Below are 18,281 nucleotides of genomic sequence, written 5' to 3' on the forward strand. Positions count from 1 at the left end.
TGCGTAGCGCCTCGCAGGAAAACCCTTTCAAACTGGACGTTTGTACAGCACAATTCTATTTTGTGCCGTAAGTCGTTGCCGCAGGGGGCGTTGTGGATATCTCAATTATTATTAGTGCCGTTGTGGCGCTGGCCGTCGGGCTGATTGTCGGCTGGCTGGCGACCAAAGCGCACGCCGATCAAATTCGCGCCGATCTTATCGATGAGCGGCGCGAGCTGGATATTGAGCTGAGCGCGGCCCGCCAACGTCTGGTGCAGGAGTCACACTGGCGAGAAGAGTGTGAACTGCTCAATAACGAACTGCGCAGCCTGCGCGATATCAACGCCTCGCTGGAAGCCGATCTTCGCGAAGTGACCACCCGACTTGAATCCACTCAGCTACATGCGGAAGACAAAATTCGCCAGATGGTGAACAGCGAGCAGCGTCTTAGCGAACAGTTTGAGAATCTGGCAAATCGCATTTTTGAGCACAGCAACCGGCGGGTGGATGAGCAGAATCGCCAGAGCCTGCACGGCCTGCTGACGCCGCTTCGCGAACAGCTGGATGGCTTTCGTCGGCAGGTGCAGGATAGCTTTGGTCAGGAAGCGCGGGAGCGCCATACTCTGGCCCATGAAATCCGCAATCTTCAGCAGCTGAATGCGCAAATGGCCCAGGAGGCGCTAAACCTGACGCGCGCGCTCAAAGGCGATAACAAAACCCAGGGCAACTGGGGCGAGGTGGTGTTGACCCGCGTGCTGGAAGCGTCCGGACTGCGGGAAGGATATGAATATCAGACCCAGGTCAGCATCGAAACGGACAACCGCGCGCGGATGCAGCCCGATGTGATTGTCCGTTTACCGCAGGGGAAAGACGTGGTGATCGATGCCAAGATGACCCTGGTGGCCTATGAGCGCTATTTCAACGCCGAAGATGATTACACCCGTGAAGCGGCGCTGCAGGAGCATATCGCTTCGGTACGCAACCATATGCGCCTGCTGGGGCGTAAAGACTACCAGCAGCTGCCGGGGCTGCGTTCGCTCGACTACGTTCTGATGTTTATCCCGGTGGAGCCCGCCTTCCTGCTGGCTATCGATCGTCAGCCAGAACTCATTAGCGAAGCGCTGAAGAACAACATCATGCTGGTGAGCCCAACCACGCTGCTGGTGGCGCTGCGGACTATCGCCAATCTCTGGCGCTATGAGCATCAGAGCCGTAACGCGCAGAAAATTGCCGAAAGAGCGGGGCGGCTGTATGACAAGATGCGCCTGTTTGTCGATGATATGTCCGCCATCGGACAGGGCCTGGATAAAGCTCAGGATAACTACCGCCAGGCGATGAAAAAGCTCGCCTCCGGACGAGGTAACCTGCTGGTACAGGCGGAATCATTCCGTGAGCTGGGCGTGGAGGTTAAGCGTGAGATTAATCCTGAGTTAGTTGAACAGGCGACGGCCCAGGATGAAGAATACCGCCTTGCGCAGGGGGGTAACCCGCCGGAAGATAACGATATTTCATCCGATCCTACGGCTACTGCCATGTTTGGGGGCGGCTCCCGGCCACGTTGAAGCGTATGGGAAGTGCGCTAAACCTGTTACACTCAACGAACATTTTCTTGATAAGCAAGCAGGCATTGAGATGGTTGAGGATTCACAAGAAACGACGCATTTTGGCTTTCAGACTGTCGCCAAAGAGCAGAAAGCTGACATGGTGGCGCATGTATTTCATTCTGTGGCCGCAAAATATGACGTAATGAACGACCTGATGTCGTTCGGTATTCATCGTTTGTGGAAGCGTTTCACCATCGACTGCAGCGGCGTCCGCCGCGGGCAAACCGTATTGGATCTGGCTGGTGGTACCGGCGATCTGACGGCGAAATTCTCTCGCCTGGTGGGTGAAACCGGCCGCGTGATGCTGGCGGACATCAACGACTCTATGCTGAAAATGGGCCGCGAAAAGCTGCGTAACATTGGTATTGTCGGCAACGTGGAATACGTCCAGGCAAACGCTGAAGCGCTGCCTTTTGCAGACAACACCTTTGATTGCATTACGATTTCTTTCGGTCTGCGTAACGTGACCGACAAAGAAAAAGCGCTGCGCTCAATGTATCGCGTATTAAAGCCGGGCGGCCGCCTGCTGGTGCTGGAATTCTCAAAACCGATTATTGAGCCGCTCAGTAAAGCCTACGATGCCTATTCCTTCCATATCCTGCCGCGCGTGGGTGAGCTGGTTGCTAAAGATGCCGAAAGCTATCGTTATCTTGCTGAATCTATTCGAATGCATCCCGATCAGGACACGCTGAAAGGCATGATGCAGGACGCAGGGTTTGAAAGCGTCGACTACTACAACCTGACGGCAGGTATCGTTGCGCTACACCGCGGATATAAGTTCTGACAGGAGGGACGCTATGCCTTTCAAACCACTGGTCACCGCCGGTCTTGAGACGGTCCTTAACACCTTCCTCTGGCGCGATCGGGCGCTGAAACCCGCGCGCCAGCGCCTGCTGGGGAAAGTGCTGCGCATCGAGCTGCAAGAGCTTTCCGATCCTGTGGTGCTGGTTTTTAGCGAACGTCAGCTGGACGTGCTGGGCGCGTGGGAAGGTGAGGCTGATTGCACCGTACGTACCCGCCTTAGCGTGCTTCCGCAATTGCGCAATCGCCAGCAGCTTACCGCGCTGATTCGCAGCGGCGATCTTGAAGTGCAGGGCGACCTGCAGGTGGTGCAAAATACCGTCACGCTGTGCGATCTGGCAGAGTTCGATCCGGCTGAACTGCTTGCCCCGTATACCGGTGATGTGGTTGCGGAAGGCTTTAGTAAAGTATTCCGCGGCGGCGCTCACTTTCTTCTGCATGGCGCTCAACGCCAGCAGCGCTATGTCGCGGAAGCGATTACCGAAGAGTGGCGCCTGGCGCCGGGGCCGCTGGAGCTGGCCTGGTTTGCAGAGGAAACCGCTGCGGTAGAACGAACCCTGGCCGCGCTGGAAAAACGGCTGGACACGCTGGAGGGCAAATGACGCCAGGAGAATTACGGCGCCTGTATTTTATCGTCCACACCTTTTTGAGCTACGGGCTTGATGAGCTCATTCCCAAAATGCGTATCACGCTGCCGCTGCGAATCTGGCGGCGGATGCTGTTCTGGATGCCCAACCGCCATAAAGATCGTCCTCTTGGCGAGCGACTGCGCCTCGCATTACAAGAACTGGGGCCGGTGTGGATCAAGTTTGGTCAGATGCTCTCGACCCGTCGCGACCTGTTTCCGCCGCACATTGCCGATCAGCTGGCCATGCTGCAGGATCGCGTCGCGCCCTTTGACGGTCTGCAGGCCAAAAAGCAGATTGAGCAAGCCATGGGCGGCCTGCCGGTAGAAGCCTGGTTTGATGACTTCTCTGTTGAACCGCTCGCTTCCGCTTCTATTGCCCAGGTGCATACCGCGCGTCTGAAAGAGAACGGTAAAGAGGTGGTCATTAAGGTGATCCGCCCGGATATCGTGCCGGTTATCAAAGCGGATATGAAGCTTATCTACCGTCTTGCCCGCTGGGTGCCGCGTCTGTTACCGGACGGCCGTCGCCTTCGCCCGCAGGAAGTGGTTCGCGAATATGAAAAAACGCTGCTGGATGAGCTCAACCTGCTGCGTGAATCGGCTAACGCTATCCAGCTTCGCCGCAACTTCGACGAGAGCCCAATGCTTTATGTCCCGGAAGTTTATTCGGACTACTGTAGCGAAGGCATGATGGTGATGGAGCGGATTTACGGGATCCCGGTGTCCGACGTCGCCGCGCTGGAAGCGCAAGGGACTAACATGAAGCTGCTGGCCGAGCGTGGCGTGCAGGTCTTCTTTACGCAGGTTTTCCGCGACAGCTTCTTCCATGCCGACATGCATCCGGGCAATATTTTTGTCAGCCGTCATCATCCGGAAGATCCGCAGTACATTGGTATTGACTGCGGTATTGTCGGTTCGCTGAACAAAGAAGATAAGCGCTATCTGGCGGAGAACTTCATTGCCTTCTTCAACCGCGATTATCGCAAAGTTGCGGAGCTGCACGTTGATTCCGGCTGGGTTCCCGCGGATACCAACGTCGAAGAGTTCGAGTTTGCTATTCGTACCGTCTGCGAGCCTATCTTTGAAAAACCGCTGGCGGAAATCTCGTTTGGCCACGTGTTGTTGAACCTGTTTAATACGGCGCGACGTTTCAATATGGAAGTGCAGCCGCAGCTGGTTCTGCTGCAGAAGACATTACTTTACGTAGAAGGTGTAGGTCGCCAGCTCTATCCTCAGTTAGACTTGTGGAAAACGGCGAAACCGTTCCTTGAATCGTGGATCAAAGATCAGGTGGGCATTCCGGCTCTGGTGCGGGCGTTTAAAGAAAAAGCGCCGTTCTGGATCGAAAGAATGCCGGAAATACCTGAGCTGGTTTACCAGAGCCTGCAGCAAAGCAAGCAGCTGCAGAATAGCGTCGATACCATCGTGCGCGACATCCAGGTGCGGCACGTGCGCCAGGGTCAGTCCCGCTATTTGTTCGGTATAGGCGCGGTTTTATTACTGAGTGGTACGCTGCTATTCATTCATCGTCCCGAGTGGGGCATGATGCCAGGCTGGCTGATGGCCGCTGGGGTCGTAACCTGGCTTATCGGCTGGCGAAAGACGAACTGACGGCGGCCGCCTTTATCACTGCGCATAATGTGTATAATGCGTCCTAATAATTCATCATCTGTCATAGGGGAATGTGTATGGGTGGTATCAGTATTTGGCAGTTACTCATTGTTGTCGTCATCGTGGTTCTGCTTTTTGGGACAAAAAAGCTGAGCTCGCTCGGTTCAGATTTAGGGGCGTCGATCAAAGGCTTTAAAAAGGCCATGAGCGACGAAGAGAAACCGGAAAAATCCTCCGCGCCGGATGCAGATTTCGCGGCGAAGACCCTTGCTGATAAGCCGGATGATGCAAAGAAAGACGAGACTAAACGCCACGACAAAGAGCAGGTGTAATTCGTGTTCGATATCGGTTTTAGTGAGCTGCTGCTGGTATTCGTGATTGGCCTCATCGTTCTGGGGCCACAGCGACTACCGGTAGCGGTAAAGACGGTGGTGAGCTGGATCCGCACGCTGCGGTCGCTTGCGGCTACCGTACAAAATGAAATTACCCAGGAATTAAAACTGCAGGAGTTTCAGGAAAGCCTTAAAAAGGTGGAAAAGGCCAGCCTGGACAACCTGACGCCCGAGCTAAAAGCTTCAATGGATGAACTGCGTGAAGCGGCTGAATCTATGAAGCGATCCTACTCCGCCCACGATCCTGAAAAAGCCAGCGATGAAGCCAATACCATTCACAACCCGGTCGTAAAAGGGAGTGAAGAGCAGCGCAAGGACGTGACGCCAGCGACGGCTGAACATCAGGCCAGTGCGCCAGAGCATGCGCCTGACTCCGTGTCTGAAGAACTCCCCGCTTCGCAGAGTGAAATCCCGGCAGCGAAAGTGAAAGCTGCCGTGTCGGCTTCCGATTCCTCCTCCCCTGTACCGAGTGATAAACAGTAAAAATGGGCGTAGACGATACTCAACCGCTAATTACGCATCTGATTGAGCTGCGCAAGCGCTTGATCAACAGCATTCTTGCGATTCTGGTGATTTTCCTGGCGTTAGTCTATTTCGCCAACGATATCTATCAGCTGGTTTCCGCGCCGCTGATTCGGCAGATGCCGGTCGGTGCGACCATGATCGCCACGGATGTGGCCTCGCCTTTCTTCACGCCGATCAAGCTGACCTTTATGGTATCGATAATTTTGTCGGTCCCGGTCATTTTGTATCAGGTCTGGGCCTTTGTGGCGCCAGCGCTGTATAAGCATGAACGTCGGCTGGTTATGCCGCTGCTGGTCTCCAGTACGCTGCTGTTCTATATCGGCATGGCCTTTGCCTACTTCGTCGTTTTCCCGCTGGCGTTTGGTTTTCTGACCCACGCGGCGCCGGAAGGCGTACAGGTCTCTACCGATATTCGCAGCTACCTCGACTTTGTGATGGCGCTGTTTATCGCCTTTGGCGTCTCATTCGAGGTTCCGGTGGCCATCGTGCTGCTGTGCTGGATGGGCGTCACCACGCCGGACGACCTGCGTAAGAAACGCCCCTACGTACTGGTTGGCGCATTCGTTGTCGGGATGCTGCTGACCCCGCCGGACGTGTTCTCGCAAACCCTGCTGGCGATTCCGATGTACTGTCTGTTTGAGGTCGGGGTCTTCTTCGCGCGGTTCTACACCGGTAAACGCCTGACGCGTGATGAGGATGCCGCTGCCGAAGAGGCGCAGGGCAAAGAAGAATAACGTTCAACCGCCCGCCAGGGCGGTTGCCGTATGGGAGCGATGATGTTTGATATCGGCGTAAATCTGACCAGTTCGCAGTTTTCCCGCGATCGCGACGAGGTGGTTTCCCGGGCCCGGGCGGCGGGCGTCAGCGGGATGCTATTGACGGGAACCAACCTGCATGAAAGCGCGCAGGCGCAGCAGCTGGCGCGCCGTTATTCCGGGTGCTGGTCAACGGCCGGCGTTCATCCCCACGACAGTCGCAGCTGGACGGACTCGGCGGCGGCAGCGGTCTATGCGCTGGCTCGCGAGCCGGAAGTCGTTGCGGTGGGTGAGTGCGGGCTGGATTTCAACCGCAATTTTTCGACGCCTCAGGAGCAAGAAGCGGCGTTTAGCGCTCAGCTGGCGCTGGCCGCGGAGCTGTCGATGCCGGTATTTCTGCACTGCCGCGATGCGCACGAGCGCTTCCTGGCCCTGCTGGTGCCCTGGCTTGATAAGCTCCCGGGGGCCGTTGTGCATTGTTTTACCGGTAGCCGCGAAGAGATGCGCGAATGCGTGGAGCACGGTTTATTTATTGGTATCACCGGCTGGGTATGCGATGAGCGTCGGGGGCTGGAGCTGCGAGAGCTGCTGGTCGATATTCCGGCAGAGCGCCTGCTGATTGAGACCGATGCGCCGTACCTGTTGCCGCGAGATATGCTGCCAAAACCCGCTTCTCGCCGCAATGAGCCCGCCTACCTGCCGCATATTCTGACCCGCATCGCGCAATGGCGTGGGGAGGAGGCGCAATGGCTGGAAGACGTGACTGATGCTAACGTCAGAAGACTTTTTGGCGTGGGTTTTTAAGCGCCGTCAGATTTTATAAAAGTCAGTATTTTTAACGCTCTGGAGCACCTGCTTGTTAAGCAGATTCAGCAGCAGCATCGAGCGGGCTTCGCCGTCCGGTTCGGTAAAAATAGCCTGCAGACCCTCAAAAGCGCCATCGGTAATCAGCACGCTGTCGCCTTCGTGCGGCGTTTCAGGATCGGTGATACCTTCCGGTTTGTAGATGGAAAGCTGATGAATGACGGCAGATGGCACGATAGCGGGCAGCGCGCCGAAACGCACAAAACTGTTCACACCGCGCGTGGCGCTGATGGTAGTGGTATGAATCACTTCCGGGTCGAACTCGATAAACAGATAATTTGGGAACAGGGGCTCGCTGACCGTCGTGCGTTTACCGCGGACGATTTTTTCCAGCTCGATCGTTGGCATCAGGCAATTGACGGCCTGCCGTTCAAGGTGTTCCTGGGCTCGTTCAAGCTGCCCACGTTTGCAATAAAGTAAGTACCAGGCTTGCATAATGACTCTTTCCAATGCTACTAGCTGCAAGCATAACAAAAGCCCGGTACGATCGCGAAATCATTGCGGGTGAAAACTAAATTTCAGCGTTCTTTCACGCTAATTTAACAAAAATACAGCATAGCTCCGGCGAACGCCGTATAATCACCCGCCTGTATAGAGGTCAATAACAACTCCATGAAATACCACGATCTACGCGAATTTCTGACATTACTGGAGCAGCAGGGGGAATTGAAACGGATCTCCCTGCCGGTCGATCCTCACCTGGAAATCACCGAAATTGCCGACCGCACTTTGCGAGCTGGCGGTCCGGCGCTGCTATTCGAAAATCCCAAGGGCTACGCCATGCCGGTGCTGTGTAATCTTTTCGGCACGCCGCGGCGAGTCGCGCTGGGGATGGGGCAGGAGGATGTCAGTTCTCTGCGGGAAGTGGGTAAGCTTCTGGCATTCCTGAAAGAGCCGGAACCCCCAAAAGGTTTCCGCGATCTGTTTGATAAGCTGCCGCAGTTCAAACAGGTGCTGAATATGCCGACTAAGCGTCTGCGCGGAGCGCCGTGCCAGCAAAAAATCATTCAGGGTGATGAAGTTGATTTGACCCGTATCCCGATCATGACCTGCTGGCCGGAAGATGCCGCGCCGCTGATCACCTGGGGTCTGACGGTGACCCGCGGCCCGCATAAAGAGCGGCAGAATCTGGGCATTTATCGCCAGCAGCTGATTGGCAAGAACAAGCTGATTATGCGCTGGCTATCGCATCGCGGCGGCGCGCTGGACTTCCAGGAGTGGTGCGCGGCGCGTCCTGGCGAGCGTTTCCCGGTCTCCGTCGCGCTGGGCGCCGATCCGGCAACCATTCTCGGGGCGGTGACTCCGGTTCCGGATACTCTTTCCGAATATGCTTTTGCCGGGCTACTGCGCGGCACCAAAACCGAAGTCGTGAAGTGCATCTCTAACGATCTTGAGGTGCCCGCCAGCGCGGAGATCGTGCTGGAAGGGTATATTGAAGCCGGAGAAATGGCGCCGGAAGGCCCCTATGGCGACCATACTGGCTACTACAATGAAGTGGATAACTTCCCGGTCTTTACCGTTACCCACATTACTCAGCGTGAAGATGCCATCTATCACTCGACCTATACCGGGCGTCCGCCGGATGAGCCGGCGGTACTGGGCGTTGCGCTGAACGAAGTGTTCGTCCCCATTCTGCAAAAGCAGTTTCCTGAAATCGTGGATTTCTATTTGCCGCCTGAAGGCTGTTCCTATCGCCTGGCGGTCGTCACGATGAAGAAGCAGTACGCCGGTCACGCGAAACGCGTCATGATGGGCGTCTGGTCGTTCCTCCGCCAGTTCATGTATACCAAGTTCGTTATTGTCTGCGATGACGATGTCAACGCGCGCGACTGGAATGATGTGATTTGGGCGATTACTACCCGTATGGACCCGGCGCGTGATACGGTACTGGTAGAAAATACGCCAATTGATTATCTGGATTTTGCCTCACCGGTTTCCGGTTTGGGTTCAAAAATGGGGCTGGATGCCACAAATAAATGGCCTGGAGAGACCCAGCGCGAGTGGGGTCGTCCGATCAAGAAAGATCCTGAGGTGACGGCGCGCGTCGACGCCATCTGGGATGAACTGGCTATCTTCAAATAACAGTAAGCGGGGCTACGCCGCTGTTTTGCACAATAGACCCGACAGAGGGGACGCATGACAACCTTAAGCTGTAAAGTGACCTCAGTGGAGGCGATTACCGATACTGTGTATCGCGTTCGATTAGTGCCGGAAGCGGCGTTTTCCTTCCGTGCCGGTCAGTATTTGATGGTCGTGATGGACGAACGCGATAAGCGCCCATTCTCGATGGCCTCCACGCCGTCGGAACAGGAGTTTATCGAGCTGCATATCGGTGCATCTGAACTGAACCTGTATGCGATGGCGGTGATGGATCGAATCCTGAAAGAGCGTCAAATCGAGGTCGATATGCCGCATGGCGAAGCCTGGCTGCGCGATGATGAAGAACGTCCTCTGATTTTAATCGCCGGGGGAACGGGCTTCTCTTACGTGCGTTCGATTCTGCTCACCGCGCTGGCGCGCAATCCGAATCGCGATATCGCCATCTACTGGGGCGGGCGCGAAGCGAAACATCTCTATGACCTGGCCGAGCTCGAAGCGTTAAGCCTGCAGCATCCGGGCCTGCGCGTCGAACCCGTTGTTGAGCAGCCTGACGCCGAGTGGCGTGGCCGTACCGGAACCGTACTCACGGCGGTTCTGCAGGATTACGGTACGCTGGGCGAGCATGATATCTATATCGCTGGCCGCTTCGAGATGGCGAAAATTGCCCGCGACCTGTTCTGCAACGAGCGCGGCGCGCGCGAAGATCGCCTGTTTGGCGATGCCTTTGCGTTTATCTGATAGCCGCTCTGCCGGCATCCGGGCTTTTGGCCCGGATGCTGTTGTTACCGGGCATCGCTGAAGTAAACGTACAGCGGTCGCTCGTTTTCCAGCAAACAGAGCATTTTCCCTACCGGGTTCCCTTCTTTTTCCAGCGTGGCGGCTAGCTGCGTCGCGATATGCTGGCTGCCTATCTTCTCATCATAGCGTTCGGTAGTGATATCGGTGACGGTCAGATCCTTGAACCGCTCGCTTTGCGGATCCTGCGCCATTTTACCGATCCCCCATGAGAGGCAGGCCTGAGCGTTATCCTGTTCGCTGGCGAGCGCTGCGGCAGGGAACGTCGTTAGCAAAAAAATGATGGGGATTATTTTCATGACTCTTCATTATCCTTAATGAGCGTGACGTATCCGGTGATAATAACCGAATAGCGGAAATAAAAAACCCGCCCCTGACAGGCGGGAAGAACGGCAACTAAACCCTCTCTCTTCGCCATTGTCACCATAACTGCGTTGGCTGCATTCATTCACCCGAATCACTTACTATATGTAAGCTCATCGGGATTCATTCACTTGCCGCCTTGTTCTGGCACCAATGGCTTTGAGATGACTCTTTGATTAAACCCGCTCGAATACCGTCGCGATACCCTGACCTAAACCAATACACATCGTCGCCAGGCCGAACTGCGCGTCTTTGCGCTCCATCTGATTGATCAATGTGGTGCTAATGCGCGCGCCGGAACAGCCGAGCGGATGACCCAGGGCGATCGCGCCGCCGTTGAGGTTGATCTTCTCGTCGATCTGTTCCATCAGTCCCAGATCTTTAATGCACGGCAGGATCTGCGCGGCAAAAGCTTCGTTCATTTCGAACACATCAATATCGCTGGTGGAGAGCCCGGCTTTTTTCAGCGCCAGTTTTGACGCGGGAACCGGACCATAGCCCATTATTGACGGGTCGCAGCCAACGACAGCCATCGAACGCACGCGAGCGCGGGGCTTCAGGCCCAGCTCGCGGGCGCGGCTTTCGCTCATTAACAGCATGGCTGCGGCGCCATCGGAGAGGGCGGATGAGGTTCCCGCCGTCACGGTTCCGGTTACCGGATCGAAAGCGGGTCTAAGCGCGGCCAGCGCTTCAACCGTTGTCTCCGGGCGAATCACTTCGTCGTAGCTGTAAGACTTCAGCACGCCGTCGGCGTCGTGACCGCCGGTTGGGACAATTTCCGCTTTGAATGCGCCGGATTGCGTCGCAGCCCAGGCGCGGGCGTGGGAGCGAGCCGCAAACTGGTCCTGCATCTCGCGGCTGATGCCGTGCAGGCGCGCCAGCATTTCTGCCGTCAGCCCCATCATTCCGGCGGCTTTGGCGACGTTACGGCTCAGGCCCGGATGGAAATCTACGCCGTGGCTCATCGGGACGTGGCCCATATGCTCTACGCCGCCAATCAGGCATACGGTGGCGTCGCCGGTCATGATCATGCGTGCCGCGTCGTGAAGCGCCTGCATGGAAGAACCGCACAGCCGATTGACCGTGGTGGCGGGTACCGAATGCGGGATTTCCGCCAGCAGCGCCGCGTTGCGGGCAATATTGAAGCCCTGTTCCAGAGTCTGCTGAACGCAGCCCCAGTAAATATCGTCAATCGTGCTGGCTTCAAGGGATGGGTTGCGTGAAAGCAGGCTACGCATCAGGTGCGCGGAGAGATCTTCTGCGCGCACGTGGCGAAAGGCGCCGCCCTTTGAACGGCCCATCGGGGTACGAACTGCATCGACAATGACAACCTGTTCCATTGTGACTCCTTAAGCCTTTTTCAGGTCGCCTGGCGCACGGGCAGGCTCAACCGGTGGATAGTACGGTTCGTTATGACGCGCTTTGCTGCGCAATCCTTCCGGCACGTCGTATAGCGGGCCGAGATGCTGATACTGCTGGGCCATATCGAGATATTTTGCGCTACCGAGCGTATCCAGCCAGCGGAACGCGCCGCCGTGGAACGGAGGGAAGCCCAGGCCATAAACCAGCGCCATATCGGCTTCTGCCGGGGTGGCGATAATGTCCTCTTCGAGACAGCGCACCACTTCGTTGACCATGGGGATCATCATGCGGGCGATAATCTCTTCATCGCTGAAATCACGCTTCGGCTGGCTGACTTCCGCCAGCAGGCTATCGACTGCGGTATCCTCTTCCTTCTTCGGCTTACCTTTACTGTCTTCTTTGTAGCGCCAGAAGCCGAGGCCATTTTTCTGGCCGAAACGGTTAGCGTCGAACAGCGCATCGATCGCATCGCGATAATCTTTCTGCATCCGCTGCGGGAAGCCCGCCGCCATGACCGCCTGCGCGTGATGCGCGGTATCAATGCCAACGACGTCCAGCAGATAGGCCGGGCCCATCGGCCAGCCAAACTGCTTCTCCATTACTTTATCGACTTTGCGGAAGTCCGCGCCGTCGCGCAGCAGCTGGCTGAAACCGGCGAAGTAGGGGAACAGCACGCGGTTAACAAAGAAACCGGGGCAGTCGTTGACCACAATCGGCGTTTTGCCCATTTTGCCGGCCCAGGCGACCACTTTCGCAATGGTTTCGTCCGAGCTTTTCTCGCCGCGAACGATCTCGACCAGCGGCATCCGGTGCACCGGGTTAAAGAAGTGCATACCGCAGAAGTTTTCCGGGCGCTTCAGTACGCTGGCCAACTCGCTGATGGGAATGGTGGAGGTATTCGAAGCCAGCACGGTATCCGGGCGGACTTTGTCTTCCGTTTCCGCCAGCACCGCTTTTTTCACTTTCGGATTCTCAACAACGGCTTCGACCACGACGTCCACGCGTTCAAAGCCGGCGTAATCCAGGGTTGGCTGAATAGTAGAAATGACGCCAGCCATCTTAAGACCGTCGATTTTGCCGCGCTCAAGCTGTTTATTCAGCAGCTTGGCCGCTTCGGTCATGCCCAGCGTCAGCGATTTGTCGTTGATATCTTTCATGACGACCGGCACGCCTTTCCAGGCTGACTGGTATGCAATGCCGCCGCCCATAATTCCCGCGCCCAGCACGGCCGCGTGTTTTGGCGTGTCGATATCTTTCGTCAGCTTCTTCGCTTTTGCTTTGACGTACTGATCGTTAAGGAAGATACCTACCAGCGCACGCGCCTCGTTGGTATGCGCCAGCGGGACGAAACTTTTATTTTCCAGATCCAGCGCTTCTTCGCGACCAAAGCGGGCGGCGGCTTCGATGGTTTTAACGGCGGTAATCGGGGCCGGGTAGTGCTTCCCGGCGGTTTGCGCCACCATGCCTTTGGCGATGGTAAAACTCATCGCGGCTTCAATTTTACTCAGATGCAGCGGCTCCAGCTTCGGCTGGCGCTTCGCCTTCCAGTCCAGGTCGCCTTTAATAGCCTGACGCAGAATCGCGACCGCGCCATCGATCAGTTTTTCATGCTTAACCACGCCATCGACGAGGCCGATTTTTAAGGCCTGTTCGGCGCCAACGTCTTTACCGGCGGCAATGATTTCCAGCGCGCTGTCCGCGCCAAGCATCCGCGGCATCCGCACCGAGCCGCCAAAGCCCGGCATGATGCCCAGCTTCGTTTCCGGCAGACCAATGCGCAGATCCGGCGTCGCCAGGCGATAATCGGTCGCCAGCACGCATTCGCAGCCGCCGCCCAACGCATAGCCGTTGACGGCGGAGATGGTCGGAACCGGCAAATCTTCCAGGCGATTAAATACGCTATTAGCGAAATGCAGCCACTGGCTGAGCTGTTCTTCGGGAACCAGGAACAGAGAAAGAAATTCGGTGATATCCGCGCCGACAATAAAAGCGGCTTTCTCGGAGCGTAGCAGCAGCCCTTGCAGATCTTTTTGTTTTTCGAGTACGTCCAGCGCTTCACCGAGGCTGGCTACGGTTGCGGTATCGAGCTTGTTGACCGAGCCGGGGGCATCAAATACCAGTTCGGCAATGCCGTCTTCCCGCCAGTCGAGGTACAGGGTGTCGCCTTTGTAGAGCATGTCAGTCTCCTGAATCCAGCAATATGATCTGGTCGTACCAGATGAGACGGAGTGTGGATTTTATGTTAAGAAATTGCAAATAAGACTTTAAATAAATGCTGGTCGGATCACACCCAGTAGAGATCACCCCGTTTGAGGTCATTGTGCTAAGATGCGAAGCATCACGATCTCATAAAATCAAAGGATAAATGATGGAATCCCTTGCCGGTCTCTATAAAAATCATATCGTTACCTTACAAGAACGCACCCGCGATGTTCTGGCCCGCTTTAAGCTGGATGCCCTGCTGATCCACTCCGGTGAACTGGTCAACGTCTTCCTTGACGATCATCCGTATCCGTTCAAGGTCAATCCCCAGTTCAAAGCCTGGGTGCCGGTTACGCAGGTCCCTAACTGCTGGCTGCTGGTGGACGGCGTCAATAAACCCAAACTGTGGTTCTATCTGCCGGTCGACTACTGGCATAACGTGGAACCGCTGCCGACCTCATTCTGGACCGAAGAGGTGGATGTGATTGCCCTGCCGAAAGCGGATGGTATCGGTAGCCAGCTGCCTGCCGCGCGCGGCAATATTGCCTATATCGGGCCGGTGCCAGAACGTGCGTTGGGGTTAGATATCGCGGCGGATAAAATCAACCCGAAAGGGGCGATCGATTATCTGCACTACTATCGTTCTTATAAAACTGACTATGAGCTGGCCTGCATGCGCGAAGCGCAGAAGTCAGCGGTTAACGGTCATCAGGCCGCTCATGAAGCGTTCCTCTCCGGGATGAGCGAGTTTGATATCAACCAGGCCTATCTGACCGCGACCGGCCATCGCGACACCGATGTACCGTACAGCAACATTGTGGCGCTGAACGAACATGCCTCCGTGCTGCATTATACGAAGCTGGATCATCGCGCGCCGGCGGAATTGCGCAGCTTCCTGCTGGATGCGGGCGCGGAATATAACGGCTATGCGGCGGATCTGACGCGTACCTGGGCGGCGCATGGCGATAGTGACTATGCTCAACTGATTAAAGACGTTAATGAGGAACAGCTGGCGCTGATTAGCACCATGAAGGCGGGCGTGAGCTACGTGGATTATCATGTCCAGTTCCATCAGCGTATTGCCAAACTGCTGCGCAAACATCAGATAGTCAAAGATATGAGCGAAGAAGCGATGGTGGAAAACGACCTGACCGGACCGTTTATGCCACACGGCATTGGTCATCCTTTAGGTCTCCAGGTTCATGATGTCGCGGGTTTTATGCAGGATGATTCGGGTACCCATCTGGCCGCGCCGGCAAAATATCCTTACCTGCGCTGCACGCGCGTACTGCAGCCGCGGATGGTATTGACGATTGAACCGGGCATCTACTTTATTGAATCGCTGCTGGCGCCGTGGCGCGAAGGGCAGTTCAGCAAACACTTCAACTGGCAGAAAATTGAAGCGCTGAAACCGTTTGGCGGTATTCGTATTGAAGACAACGTCGTGATCCACGAAAACAGTATTGAAAACATGACGCGCGATCTGAAACTGGCGTAATGGAAAGCTGGTTGATACCGGCCGCGCCGGCCACCTTTGTGGAAGAGATCAAAAAGAGCCGCTTTATCACGCTGTTGGCGCACACCGACGGCGTAACGGCGGCAAAGGCGTTTGTCGAGTCAGTCAGGGCGGATCACCCGGATGCCCGTCACCACTGCGTGGCGTGGGTCGCCGGGCCTCCGAATGACTCGCAGCAGCTGGGGTTTTCCGACGATGGCGAACCGGCGGGGACGGCGGGTAAACCGATGCTGGCGCAGCTGATGGGTAGCGGCGTCGGCGAGATAACCGCTGTCGTCGTGCGCTACTACGGTGGTATTCTGCTGGGCACCGGCGGCCTGGTCAAAGCGTACGGCGGCGGTGTGCACCAGGCGCTTGCGCTGCTGACAACACAGCGCAAGACGCCGCTGACCGCGTATACTTTGCAGTGTGAATACGGGCAGTTGGCCGGGATTGAAACGCTGTTGGCTCAGTTCTCAGGGAAAATTGTCGAAAGCGAATATCAAGCGTCTGTTCAGCTGCGCGTGGCGCTTCCTCAGGCTGAAGTGGCGCTATTTTCAGCAAAACTGGCTGATTTTAGTCGCGGTTCGTTGCAATTACTGAAGATTGACGAATAATCCCCACCTGATTTTTTTGCATATCAAAGGAAGCGCCAGAGATGCATTTTCGCGCGATAACCCGAATCGTTGGACTGCTGGTCATTTTGTTTTCGGGGACAATGATCCTCCCGGGATTAATAGCCCTGATATATCGCGATGGTGCGGGGCGGGCGTTTACCCAGACCTTTTTTGTTGCCCTGGCGATCGGTTCGCTGCTGTGGTGGCCCAACCGTCATGAGAAGGGTGAACTGAAATCCCGCGAAGGGTTTCTCATCGTCGTGCTGTTCTGGACGGTGCTCGGAAGCGTCGGTTCGCTGCCCTTTATCTTCTCTGAACAGCCCAACCTGAGCATTACGGATGCCTTCTTTGAATCCTTCTCGGGTCTGACAACGACCGGGGCAACCACGCTGGTTGGGTTAGATTCGTTACCCCACGCCATTCTTTTCTATCGTCAGATGCTGCAATGGTTTGGCGGGATGGGGATCATCGTGCTGGCGGTAGCGATACTGCCGATACTGGGCGTCGGGGGGATGCAGCTGTATCGGGCGGAAATGCCCGGGCCGCTGAAAGATAACAAGATGCGGCCGCGCATTGCTGAGACGGCGAAAACGCTGTGGCTTATCTATGTCTTACTGACGGTGGCCTGTGCGCTGGCGCTGTGGTTTGCCGGCATGCCGGCGTTCGACGCCATCGGGCACAGCTTCTCGACGATTGCGATTGGCGGATTCTCCACCCATGACGCCAGCGTGGGCTACTTTAATAGCCCAACGATTAACTCCATTATTGCGATTTTCTTGCTGATATCGGGCTGTAACTACGGCCTGCACTTTTCATTACTCAGCGGGCGTAGCCTGAAAGTGTACTGGCGCGATCCCGAATTCCGCATGTTCATCGGCGTGCAGCTCACGCTGGTGGTGGTATGTACCCTGGTGCTGTGGCTGCATGACGTCTACAGTTCGGCGCTCATGACGGTGAATCAGGCGTTCTTTCAGGTTGTATCGATGGCGACAACGGCGGGCTTCACGACCGACAGCATTGCGCGCTGGCCGCTATTTTTACCGGTCCTCCTCCTCTGTTCGGCTTTTATCGGCGGCTGTGCCGGGTCGACTGGCGGTGGTTTGAAGGTTATCCGTATTCTTCTGCTTTTCAAGCAGGGTAACCGTGAGCTTAAACGGCTGGTACATCCTAACGCGGTATACAGTATTAAACTGGGGAACCGCGCGCTGCCGGAACGTATCCTGGAAGCCGTCTGGGGATTCTTCTCCGCCTATGCGCTGGTGTTTATCATTAGTATGCTGGCGATTATCGCCACCGGCGTGGATGATTTCTCGGCCTTTGCTTCGGTCGTTGCGACGCTGAATAACCTTGGCCCTGGGCTGGGCGTTGTGGCGGATAACTTTGCGACGATGAACCCTGTCGCAAAATGGATCTTGATTGCTAATATGCTGTTTGGTCGTCTGGAAGTGTTCACCTTGCTGGTGCTATTTACTCCGACTTTCTGGCGCGAATAACAGGAGTGCCTGTGAAAACTTTGATTCTCTTTTCTACCCGCGACGGACAGACGCGTGAAATCGCCTCCTATCTGGCATCTGAATTAAAAGAGCAGGGGATTGATGCGGACACGATCGATCTCAACCGCACCAATGAAGTGGAGTGGCCCTTATACGATCGTGTCGTCATCGGCGCATCAATCCGCTATGGTCATTTTCATCCCGCCTTAGAACGGTTTGTAAAAACGCATCTTCAGTCGCTGCAGGCGCTACCGGGCGCCTTTTTCTCGGTCAACCTCGTCGCGCGTAAGCCAGAAAAACGAACGCCGCAGACCAACAGCTACACCCGCAAGTTTCTGCTTAACTCGCCGTGGCAGCCGCAGCACTGCGCGGTGTTTGCCGGCGCGCTCCGCTATCCACGCTATCGTTGGTACGATCGGTTTATGATTCGCCTTATTATGAAGATGACCGGCGGCGAAACGGATGTCACTAAAGAAGTGGTGTATACCGACTGGCAGCAGGTGGGCAGATTTGCGCGGGAAATTGCGCAAATGACCAGCAAATAGCGCGTTAAATCACCCTGGTGATGGAAAGTTGAGCGAACGAAAAGTTTTTTGAAATTTCCCCTTGTCACTTCGGAATTACTCCCTATAATGCGCTCCCACTGACACGGAACAACGGCTTACAGCCCGCCGGGTCAGCGGGATTCAGCGATG

At 55.9% G+C, this 18,281-nt stretch carries 18 protein-coding genes; 14 read left to right on the top strand and 4 right to left on the bottom strand.

All coding sequences use genetic code 11. From position 1 onward, the window contains the following. Window positions 1–92 precede the first annotated feature (92 nt). The 8 genes from rmuC to tatD all read left to right on the top strand — a co-directional run bounded on the left by rmuC (window position 93) and on the right by tatD (window position 7,099). Window positions 93–1,541 (top strand): DNA recombination protein RmuC, encoded by a 1,449-nt coding sequence (gene rmuC, locus ABLU87_RS16135; protein ID WP_046878124.1) that lies wholly within the window; start codon window positions 93–95, stop codon window positions 1,539–1,541. A 70-nt stretch (window positions 1,542–1,611) separates the two neighbouring features. Next, window positions 1,612–2,367 carry a bifunctional demethylmenaquinone methyltransferase/2-methoxy-6-polyprenyl-1,4-benzoquinol methylase UbiE gene (ubiE, locus tag ABLU87_RS16140; RefSeq protein ID WP_004097585.1) on the top strand — a complete coding sequence of 252 codons (756 nt, stop codon included), beginning with the start codon at window positions 1,612–1,614 and terminating at the stop codon, window positions 2,365–2,367. Between the two features lie 13 nt (window positions 2,368–2,380). Next, a complete protein-coding gene (locus ABLU87_RS16145) occupies window positions 2,381–2,986 on the top strand; it encodes an SCP2 domain-containing protein (protein ID WP_116280835.1) in 606 nt (201 codons plus the stop codon). Then, entirely contained in the window at window positions 2,983–4,623 is a 1,641-nt protein-coding gene (ubiB, locus tag ABLU87_RS16150) for a ubiquinone biosynthesis regulatory protein kinase UbiB (protein WP_025108392.1), read from the top strand. The genes ABLU87_RS16145 and ubiB overlap by 4 nt, the downstream gene beginning before the upstream one ends. A gap of 77 nt (window positions 4,624–4,700) precedes the next feature. Then, window positions 4,701–4,955, top strand: coding sequence for a Sec-independent protein translocase subunit TatA (gene tatA, locus ABLU87_RS16155; protein ID WP_025108391.1), 255 nt, complete (start codon window positions 4,701–4,703; stop codon window positions 4,953–4,955). 3 nt (window positions 4,956–4,958) lie between these two features. Next, on the top strand, window positions 4,959–5,498 hold the full coding sequence (tatB, locus tag ABLU87_RS16160; protein ID WP_014227481.1) for a Sec-independent protein translocase protein TatB: 540 nt from the start codon (window positions 4,959–4,961) through the stop codon (window positions 5,496–5,498). A gap of 2 nt (window positions 5,499–5,500) precedes the next feature. Then, entirely contained in the window at window positions 5,501–6,274 is a 774-nt protein-coding gene (gene tatC / locus ABLU87_RS16165; protein WP_004097593.1) for a Sec-independent protein translocase subunit TatC, read from the top strand. Between the two features lie 30 nt (window positions 6,275–6,304). Continuing rightward, window positions 6,305–7,099, top strand: coding sequence for a 3'-5' ssDNA/RNA exonuclease TatD (gene tatD, locus ABLU87_RS16170; protein ID WP_162934418.1), 795 nt, complete (start codon window positions 6,305–6,307; stop codon window positions 7,097–7,099). A 6-nt stretch (window positions 7,100–7,105) separates the two neighbouring features. Here tatD and rfaH read toward each other — a convergent pair whose 3' ends face one another. Next, window positions 7,106–7,594, bottom strand: a complete 489-nt coding sequence (gene rfaH, locus ABLU87_RS16175; RefSeq protein ID WP_004097595.1) for a transcription/translation regulatory transformer protein RfaH — start codon at window positions 7,592–7,594, stop codon at window positions 7,106–7,108. A gap of 177 nt (window positions 7,595–7,771) precedes the next feature. On the opposite strand from rfaH, the gene ubiD reads away from it, so the two are divergent. Next, window positions 7,772–9,241 (top strand): 4-hydroxy-3-polyprenylbenzoate decarboxylase, encoded by a 1,470-nt coding sequence (ubiD, locus tag ABLU87_RS16180; RefSeq protein WP_014227483.1) that lies wholly within the window; start codon window positions 7,772–7,774, stop codon window positions 9,239–9,241. Window positions 9,242–9,295: 54 nt separating this feature from the next. Continuing rightward, window positions 9,296–9,997: an NAD(P)H-flavin reductase gene (gene fre / locus ABLU87_RS16185; protein ID WP_014227484.1), complete on the top strand. Its 702-nt coding sequence runs from the start codon at window positions 9,296–9,298 to the stop codon at window positions 9,995–9,997. A gap of 44 nt (window positions 9,998–10,041) precedes the next feature. Here the strand turns inward: fre and ABLU87_RS16190 are convergent, their stop codons facing one another. The 3 genes from ABLU87_RS16190 to fadB form a co-directional block, all read right to left on the bottom strand. Further along, window positions 10,042–10,353, bottom strand: a complete 312-nt coding sequence (locus ABLU87_RS16190) for a hypothetical protein (RefSeq protein WP_025108389.1) — start codon at window positions 10,351–10,353, stop codon at window positions 10,042–10,044. Window positions 10,354–10,593: 240 nt separating this feature from the next. After that, complete coding sequence (gene fadA / locus ABLU87_RS16195) at window positions 10,594–11,757, bottom strand: acetyl-CoA C-acyltransferase FadA (protein ID WP_122116946.1); 1,164 nt, start codon at window positions 11,755–11,757, stop codon at window positions 10,594–10,596. 9 nt (window positions 11,758–11,766) lie between these two features. Next, window positions 11,767–13,956, bottom strand: coding sequence for a fatty acid oxidation complex subunit alpha FadB (gene fadB / locus ABLU87_RS16200; protein WP_122116945.1), 2,190 nt, complete (start codon window positions 13,954–13,956; stop codon window positions 11,767–11,769). 191 nt (window positions 13,957–14,147) lie between these two features. Here fadB and pepQ point away from each other — a divergent pair, with 191 nt between their 5' ends. From pepQ to hemG, 4 genes are read left to right on the top strand one after another with little or no spacing between them, the layout of a single operon-like run. Beyond that, window positions 14,148–15,479 (top strand): Xaa-Pro dipeptidase, encoded by a 1,332-nt coding sequence (gene pepQ, locus ABLU87_RS16205; RefSeq protein WP_009652560.1) that lies wholly within the window; start codon window positions 14,148–14,150, stop codon window positions 15,477–15,479. Beyond that, on the top strand, window positions 15,479–16,093 hold the full coding sequence (locus ABLU87_RS16210) for an IMPACT family protein (RefSeq protein ID WP_122116944.1): 615 nt from the start codon (window positions 15,479–15,481) through the stop codon (window positions 16,091–16,093). Before pepQ ends, ABLU87_RS16210 begins: the two co-directional genes overlap by 1 nt. Before the next feature lie 41 nt (window positions 16,094–16,134). After that, a complete protein-coding gene (gene trkH / locus ABLU87_RS16215) occupies window positions 16,135–17,586 on the top strand; it encodes a Trk system potassium transporter TrkH (protein WP_025108386.1) in 1,452 nt (483 codons plus the stop codon). A gap of 11 nt (window positions 17,587–17,597) precedes the next feature. Beyond that, a complete protein-coding gene (hemG, locus tag ABLU87_RS16220) occupies window positions 17,598–18,131 on the top strand; it encodes a menaquinone-dependent protoporphyrinogen IX dehydrogenase (RefSeq protein ID WP_025108385.1) in 534 nt (177 codons plus the stop codon). Window positions 18,132–18,281 lie beyond the last annotated feature (150 nt).

Origin of the sequence: Klebsiella sp. CB_Kp196, assembly GCF_040061575.1 — a bacterium.
Lineage (GTDB): Bacteria > Pseudomonadota > Gammaproteobacteria > Enterobacterales > Enterobacteriaceae > Klebsiella > Klebsiella michiganensis.